A 6,970-nucleotide genomic window follows, 5' to 3' on the forward strand; every position below is an offset into this window, starting at 1 on the left:
CGCCGACGAGGCGCGCGGCAATGTCGACGGCATCGCCTGGAATGTGACGGTCGAGACCGTCGACAACGAGCGCGTCACCGACACGCTGGTGTACGACATCAAGGCGCGCGGCTTCAACATCGCCGGCATCAGCCAGGCGCCCGCCAAATACAAGGGCAACAAGCTGCTCATGCTCAATACCAGCATGTGGTTTTACAAGCAGGGCCTGAGCAAGCCGGTGCCGGTGTCGCAGCGCCAGAAGCTGATGGGCGACGCCTCCTACGGCGACATCGCGGCCACCAACTACGCCGACAACTACGACGCCACCGAACTGCCCGGCGAGGCCGTCGGCGCTGAGCCGTGCCGGGTGTTCGACCTCAAGGCCCGCAGCGACAAGCAGACCTACGACCGCATCCGCTACTGGATCTCGGCCGCGCGCCAGGTCGGCGTGAAGGCCGAGTACTACACCGTGTCCGGCAAAAAATTCAAGTCGGCGACCATGGACTACGACAACAGCGTGGCGCTGGAAGGGCGGCGGCGGCCCTTCCTGTCCCGCATCGTGCTGCAGGGCGAGTTGATGAACGGCTCGGTGACCTATCTGAACCTGCGCGAGCCGCGCATCGCGCCCTTGCCCGACTATGTGTTCGACCTCAACCTGTTCATGCGGTGACGCCCATGCGAGCGAGGACAGCGATACCCGGGGCCGCCACGGCCCGCGGCCGCGGGCGGCGCCGGATCGCCGCACTGGCGCTGTGCTGGTGCTGCGCGCCAGCCGCGCGGGCGCAAGCGGCCGCCGCGCCGCCGGCGCCCGCCGACGCCACCCTGGGCGAGGAGCTCGGCCACGGTTTCTACTCGCGCTACAACGTGTTCGGCTACGGCGTGTACAACGGCCTGAGCAAGCCGCAGAGCGACTTGAACCTGCTCGACATACCCCGTTCGGAATACGAACTGGACTTGCGGCCCGATTTCAGCCTGACCTTCCGCCAGCTCGAACTGGGCCTCAAGCCGCGCCTGGCCATGACCCATACCGAGACCGACGCCGCCTTCGGCGACCGCTACGACCGCAGCGACAGCCGGCATCGCTGGTACCTCAACGAGGCCTATGTGCGCTATCGCTTCGGCGACCGCCTGACCGCCGTCTACGCCCGCGAAAATCTGCAATGGGGGCCGGCGTCGCTGTTGTCGGCGTCGAATCCCTTCAACCCGAACAACGGCAAGAACAATCCCAACATCGAGCTGCCCGGCCTCGACTATGTGCGCCTGGTGGCCATCCCCGGGCCCGCGTGGACGCTGTCGCTGATCGCCAACACGGGCAGCGGCCGCTACGGCAAGGACGACGCCTACAGCCCGGCCGCCAACACCGGCGCGCTGGGCGTGGCCGTCAGCATCATCGGCCTGGCGACGCGCTTCGTCGACACCCTCACGGGCAAGCCGCTGGCCAGCCCGGTGTTCCAGAAAACCTACGCGGCCAAACTCGACTACACGGGCGAAGGGCGCTATTTTTCGGTGATCGCGTCCTACCGCGAGCACGACGCCGGCCGCCTCGGCGCGTTCGGCGGCTGGGACGCGTCGGACGCCCTGCTGCTGTACGGCGAGGGCAGCGTGGCGTCCACCGTGCCGCTGTCGCGCGACCAGCCGCGCGACATCCGCCTGCTGGCCGGCGCCGCCTACACCCTGGCCGGCGGCGCCACCGTCACCGCCGAATACTTCAGCAACCACGCCGGCTGCCTGCGCGCGCCGGTGATCCTGTGCGCCGCCACCGCGTGGGTGCAGCCGCAACTGCCGCTGCTGCGGCGGCGCTACGAGCTGTTGCAGTACGTCGACACCAAGATCGGCGGCAACACCAACGTGCTGCTGCGCCTGATCCGCGACGCCGACGACCGCTCCTACCAGGCCAGCGTCAATATCGAATACGAACTGGGCGAACACTGGCAGCTGTATCTGACGCCGACGCTGTCGAACGGCAGCGTCGGCAGCGAATTCGGCACCCTGCCCAAGCGCGCCGTCTTCCTCGGCGCGTCCTACACTTTTTAGTCCGACGGCCACCCGCCGCTCACCGACCGCAGCACTTATCAGGAGAATTCCATGCAACAAGTTCCCGGCTTCGCTATTCTCACCATGGGCAGCGGCGACTACCTCGGCTCGACGGTGCGCGACGTGACCCTCGCCAACGCGCTGCACCGTCGCGGCTTCAAGGTGGTGATTTACTGGATGATGGAATCGAGCCAGGAAATGGCCGACGCCGGCATCGAGCACCGCATGCTGTGCCACGGCACCCGCTACCACTTCCAGCGGCCGTCGGAGTGGCTGGACCGGGCGCTGGGGGCTGCCCTGTTCCTGCTGCCCAAGCGGCTGCGGGTGCGCGCCGTGCAGCGCCGGGCCGGCTATGTCGACCGCCTGCTGGCCAACCTGGTGCGCTCGCTGTACGCCGGCGCCGCGCCCGACCCGGCGCTGGCGCGCCGCCTCGGCGCCATGATCGCGGCCGACGGCGTCAGCCACCTGCTGGTCAGTTTCGGCACCCTGGGGCCGCTGGCGCTGCAGGCCAAGCAACACTGCCCCGGTTTCGACTACCTGCTGACCTTCCAGGGCGACGAGGAATTCGCCGCCCACGCCGCCCGCATCGGCCTGGCGCAGCGCTTCGGCGAGCGCCTCAACGCGGCCCTGATGCAGTCGCCGTGGCCGGCGATCGCCGTCAGCGCCGACTATGTGCACCGCATCGTCGAGGACATCGGCGTCTCGCCGGCGCGGCTGCGGGTGGTGTACAACGGCGTGGAGCTGCCCGAGCGTGGCGCCAAACCGTCGTTCGAGCCGATCAAGGCGCTGTTCCCGACCCTGCGGCGCGACATCCCCATCGTGCTCTACCTTGGCCGCCAGGACACGGAAAAAGGCATCGACCTGCTGCTCTACGCCGTGCGCATGCTGATCGAGCGCGACATGACGCTGCAACTGGTGGTCTGCGGCGCCACCGCCAAGGGCCAGGCCTATCGGCAGGTGCTGACCTACCTGGGGCAGCATCTGGGGCTGACGATCCACCATGCCGGGACCGTCTCGCCGGCCATGCGCGAGGCGCTGTACGCGCACAGCCATTGCGTGGTCTACCCGTCGGTCAACCGTGAACCGTTCGGCCTGGTGGTGGCCGAAGCCATGAGCCACGGCACGCCGGCCCTGGTGCCCGACTATGGCGGCGTGGCGGAAGTGATCCATGACCAGGGCCGCTCCGGCGGCCTGAGCTTCCGGGCCTGGGACAGCGGCGACCTGGCGCTGCAGCTGGGCCGCCTGCTGGAGGACGGCGCGCTGTACGCCCGGCTGGCGGCCGACGCGCGCGCCGTGGCGGCCCGCTACAGCGTCGACCGCATGACCGACGGCGTGCTGGCGCACATGGGCATGGCGGCGCGGCCGGCCGGCGAGCACGATGTCGCCGTCGTCCGTCCCGCCGAGCCGCTGGTGAGCCGGGGCTGACGCGCGATGCGGCCGATGCGGAAGGGACCGGTGGCCGCGTTCATGGCGCTGATGTGCGTCGTCTGCGCGCTGGCCGGGATGACGCTGCGCGCGGCGGCGGCGCTGTTGGCCGCGCTGTCGATGCCGTCGCTGCTCAACGGCGTGGCCGCCTGGCTGGCGGCCACGCTGCTGATCCATCTGTACGCGATCATGCTGCATCGGACGGCGCTGCGCGTCATCCCGCTGCGCGCCGGCCAGATCGAATCCGGTTCGCTGCAGGAATGCGTCTACCAGGTTTACATCCTGTTTTACCTGATGGTGTTCAATACACTATTGCGTGGCGGCTGGTTGCCGATCCCCCTGCTGCGGCCGCTCTACCTGGCGCTGGGCGCGCAACTGGGACCGAACACCTACAGCTCCGGCATCATCTGCGATCCCTTGTTCGTCCGCGTCGGCGCCAACACCATGCTGGGCGAAAGTTCGCTGCTGGTGCCGCACGTGATCGAGGGCGGCCGTCTGGCGCATTTCCCCATCGTCATCGGCGACGGCGTGACGATAGGCGCCCATGCCGTGCTGCTGTCCGACGTCACGATAGGCGACCACGCCATCGTCGCCGCCAATTCGGTGGTGTGCAAAGGCGCGCGCATCGGCGCCGGGCAGGTGTGGGGCGGCAGCCCCGCGCGCCTGTTATTGGAAAAGTCGTCGACCTGCGCGGTGGAGGGGAGGGTGGGGTGACGCCAGGAATCGGCACATAGGTGGAAAAGGCCATCGTCCATATCGCGCGACGTGCCGCAGTTTGAGGGGGGACTAGATGGTAACGGTCATAAAAATGATGATGACGGTCAAGGTGATGCAAGTTAGCTGGCGTCAAAGGTTGACGCCAGCTGCAAATCGAGGCGACCTATCTTGGTAAATCACACGTCTTGTTGATCGCTTTTCGGCCCTGGCGGAGTGCGGAACCGACGATAGAGTGCCGGTAGCACCAGAAGTGTGAGCAGCGTTGTTGAAATCAAACCGCCGATCACCACGGTCGCCAGTGGCCGCTGCACCTCGGCCCCGGCTCCGTTGGCCGGAGCCATTGGCACGAAGCCGAGCGAGGTCACCAGTGCCGTCATCAACACCGGTCGCAATCGGCGAAGTGCTCCGGCGCATACCGCGCTTTCCCACGGCTGCGACTTCGACAGTTCATCGATCGCCCCCACCATCACCAGCCCGTTCAAGACGGCGACACCGGAGAGCGCGATAAAGCCCACCGCAGCGGAGATGGAAAATGGCAGGCCGCGCAGCCAGAGCGCCAGCACCCCACCGATCAGGGCCAGCGGCACGCCGGTGAAGACCACCGCCGTAGCACGCCAGGACCCGACCGCCGAGTACAGCACGCCCACGATCAGCACGAAGCACGCTGGTACGACCACGGCCAGGCGCAGGCGTGCGCGTTCCAGGTTTTCGAACTGCCCGCCCCACGTCAGCCAGACACCGGGCGGACGCGTCACCTTGGCATCGATGGCGTTCTGGGCGTCCTTGACGACGCTAGCGATATCGCGGCCACGCACGTTCGCCTGCACGACCACGCGCCGCTTGCCGTTTTCGCGGCTGATCTGGCTCGGTCCCTTGGCGATCTCCAGACGTGCGACTGAACCCAGCGGCACGAATTCTCCACCCGGTGGAGAACCGGTAGCTGGCGCAGCGCCTCCACGTCGTTGCGCGCGCTCTCGCCCATGCGGACCTAGCTGTGGCCATCGAGTGGAGGTAAGAGCGTAAGCTGCCAATACCCAACGTCAATCCAACGATCGAATTTAAACCCGACCTCTTTGAATTGAGCCACCTTCTGAAACCCCAACTTCTCGTGCAGGGCCACGCTACCGGTATTGGGCTGTGCTATGCCGCCTATGACCAGATGGAAGCCCTTATCGGTTAAGTTCTTCAGCAATGCCGAGTACAGCGCTGTTCCCAGCCCCTTACCGGCAAACTCGGGAGCCAGATAAACCGTGCTCTCCACTGAAAATCGGTAGGCGTGGCGCACCCGCCATTTTGTGGCGTAGGCGTAGCCAACGACCGTGCCATCGTCCTCGACCACCAGCCAAGGTAAGCCGCCGGCCTGCACATCGGCGATGCGCTGCGCCATTTCAGTATCCGTGACAGTCTGTTCTTCGAAGGTGATCGTCGTGTTGACGATGAAGTGGTTATAAATCGCCGCAGCGGCTCGGGCATCGTCTGCTACGGCGTCGCGAATATGCATGTCGGTTCCTTTCCCGATAATGTTCAAATTTTCTTGATGGCTTGATCGATGGCTTTCATCGACCGCTCGTTCCGCTCACTATAGCGGTCAGTCAAATAATCGTTCCGGCCACGCAGCAGCAACGTCATCTTGAACAGATCTTCCATGACGTCCACCACGCGGTCGTAGTAGCCGGATTGGCGCATGCGGCCTTCCTCGTCGAATTCCTTGTAGGCCATCGGCACCGACGACTGGTTCGGGATGGTGAACATCCGCATCCAGCGCCCCAACAGGCGCAGGGTGTTGACCACGTTGAAGGACTGCGAGCCACCGCAAACCTGCATCACGGCCAGCGTGCGGCCCTGGCTTGGGCGAATCGCCCCCATCTCCAGCGGAATCCAGTCGATCTGGTTTTTCATTACGGCTGTGATGGCGCCGTGGCGCTCCGGGCTGCACCAGACCTGGCCCTCGGACCACAGACACAGTTCGCGTAACTCGACAACCTTGGGATGGTCCTCGGACACGCTGCCGGCCATCGGCAACTCCATCGGATCGAAGATCTTCACCTCGGCGCCGAAGTGCTCCAGAATGCGCGCAGCCTCTTCGGTCAGGAAGCGGCTGAACGAACGCTCGCGCAGCGAGCCGTACAGCATCAGGATACGCGGAGGATGGTCCATATCGCCGACCTGCGCAAGCTTGGTCGCGTTCGGCAGGTCAAGCTGTTCAGGATTAATGTTCGGCAGGTTCGCAATCTTATCCATGCTTGATACGCTCCCCGTGTTCGTCGATCACACGCTCCCCATCCTCCTTGGTGAAAGCGCCACGTTGCGGCTGGGGCAGGATGTCGAGCACCAGTTCCGACGGGCGGCATAAGCGCACGCCTAGCTGCGTCACCACGAACGGGCGGTTGACCAGTATCGGATGGGCCACCATCATTTCAAGCAATTCCACCTTGGTCTTGGACGGCGAGTCCAGCCTCAACTCCAGATATGGGGTGCCCTTCTGGCGGATCGCGTCGTGGACGCTCAGGCCGGATTTGACGATCAGGTCGACCAGCGTGGCCTGGTCGGGCGGATGCTTCAGGTATTCGATAATGACCGGCTCGATGCCGGCGTTGCGAATCAGGCCCAGCGTATTGCGCGACGTGCCGCAATCGGGGTTATGGTAGATGGTCACGGTCATAAAAATTTCTCCATTAAGGGTACCTCTAGAAACCTATCCTGCCGTTCGCAGGTTCGGTAAAATTCTGGCATCAGCCCGCGACCAATGAATACCACAATGATGAAGCCCCGGATCAGCCTGTTTGCCGAACATGAACGCGAAGACCGTCGTACC

The 6,970-nt window shown here is 65.2% G+C and carries 7 protein-coding genes and 1 pseudogene; 4 read left to right on the plus strand and 4 right to left on the minus strand.

Translation table 11 applies throughout. The features are described 5' to 3' along the window. The 4 genes from Q0S71_RS12500 to Q0S71_RS12515 all read left to right on the plus strand — a co-directional run. A partial coding sequence (locus Q0S71_RS12500; RefSeq protein WP_295995801.1) for an outer membrane lipoprotein-sorting protein occupies nucleotides 1–649 on the plus strand: 649 nt, incomplete at its 5' end. A gap of 5 nt (nucleotides 650–654) precedes the next feature. Next, nucleotides 655–2,013 carry a hypothetical protein gene (locus Q0S71_RS12505; protein ID WP_295995804.1) on the plus strand — a complete coding sequence of 453 codons (1,359 nt, stop codon included), beginning with the start codon at nucleotides 655–657 and terminating at the stop codon, nucleotides 2,011–2,013. A gap of 51 nt (nucleotides 2,014–2,064) precedes the next feature. After that, nucleotides 2,065–3,438: a glycosyltransferase family 4 protein gene (locus Q0S71_RS12510; protein ID WP_295995806.1), complete on the plus strand. Its 1,374-nt coding sequence runs from the start codon at nucleotides 2,065–2,067 to the stop codon at nucleotides 3,436–3,438. A gap of 15 nt (nucleotides 3,439–3,453) precedes the next feature. Beyond that, nucleotides 3,454–4,152: a DapH/DapD/GlmU-related protein gene (locus tag Q0S71_RS12515; protein ID WP_295995809.1), complete on the plus strand. Its 699-nt coding sequence runs from the start codon at nucleotides 3,454–3,456 to the stop codon at nucleotides 4,150–4,152. 179 nt (nucleotides 4,153–4,331) lie between these two features. On the opposite strand, the pseudogene Q0S71_RS12520 reads toward Q0S71_RS12515, so the two are convergent. The 4 genes and pseudogenes from Q0S71_RS12520 to arsC all read right to left on the minus strand — a co-directional run. Continuing rightward, a pseudogene (locus Q0S71_RS12520) lies at nucleotides 4,332–5,143 on the minus strand (efflux RND transporter permease subunit); the annotation flags it as partial. Further along, nucleotides 5,144–5,656 carry an arsinothricin resistance N-acetyltransferase ArsN1 family B gene (locus Q0S71_RS12525; RefSeq protein ID WP_295995812.1) on the minus strand — a complete coding sequence of 171 codons (513 nt, stop codon included), beginning with the start codon at nucleotides 5,654–5,656 and terminating at the stop codon, nucleotides 5,144–5,146. 23 nt (nucleotides 5,657–5,679) lie between these two features. Beyond that, the gene (gene arsH / locus Q0S71_RS12530) at nucleotides 5,680–6,396 is read right to left on the minus strand and encodes an arsenical resistance protein ArsH (RefSeq protein ID WP_295995814.1); all 717 of its coding nucleotides are present in this window, start codon (nucleotides 6,394–6,396) and stop codon (nucleotides 5,680–5,682) included. Further along, a complete protein-coding gene (arsC, locus tag Q0S71_RS12535) occupies nucleotides 6,389–6,817 on the minus strand; it encodes an arsenate reductase (glutaredoxin) (RefSeq protein WP_295995817.1) in 429 nt (142 codons plus the stop codon). The genes arsH and arsC overlap by 8 nt, the downstream gene beginning before the upstream one ends. Nucleotides 6,818–6,970 lie beyond the last annotated feature (153 nt).

It is taken from the genome of Rugamonas sp. (assembly GCF_025354735.1).
Classification (GTDB): domain Bacteria; phylum Pseudomonadota; class Gammaproteobacteria; order Burkholderiales; family Burkholderiaceae_D; genus Rugamonas.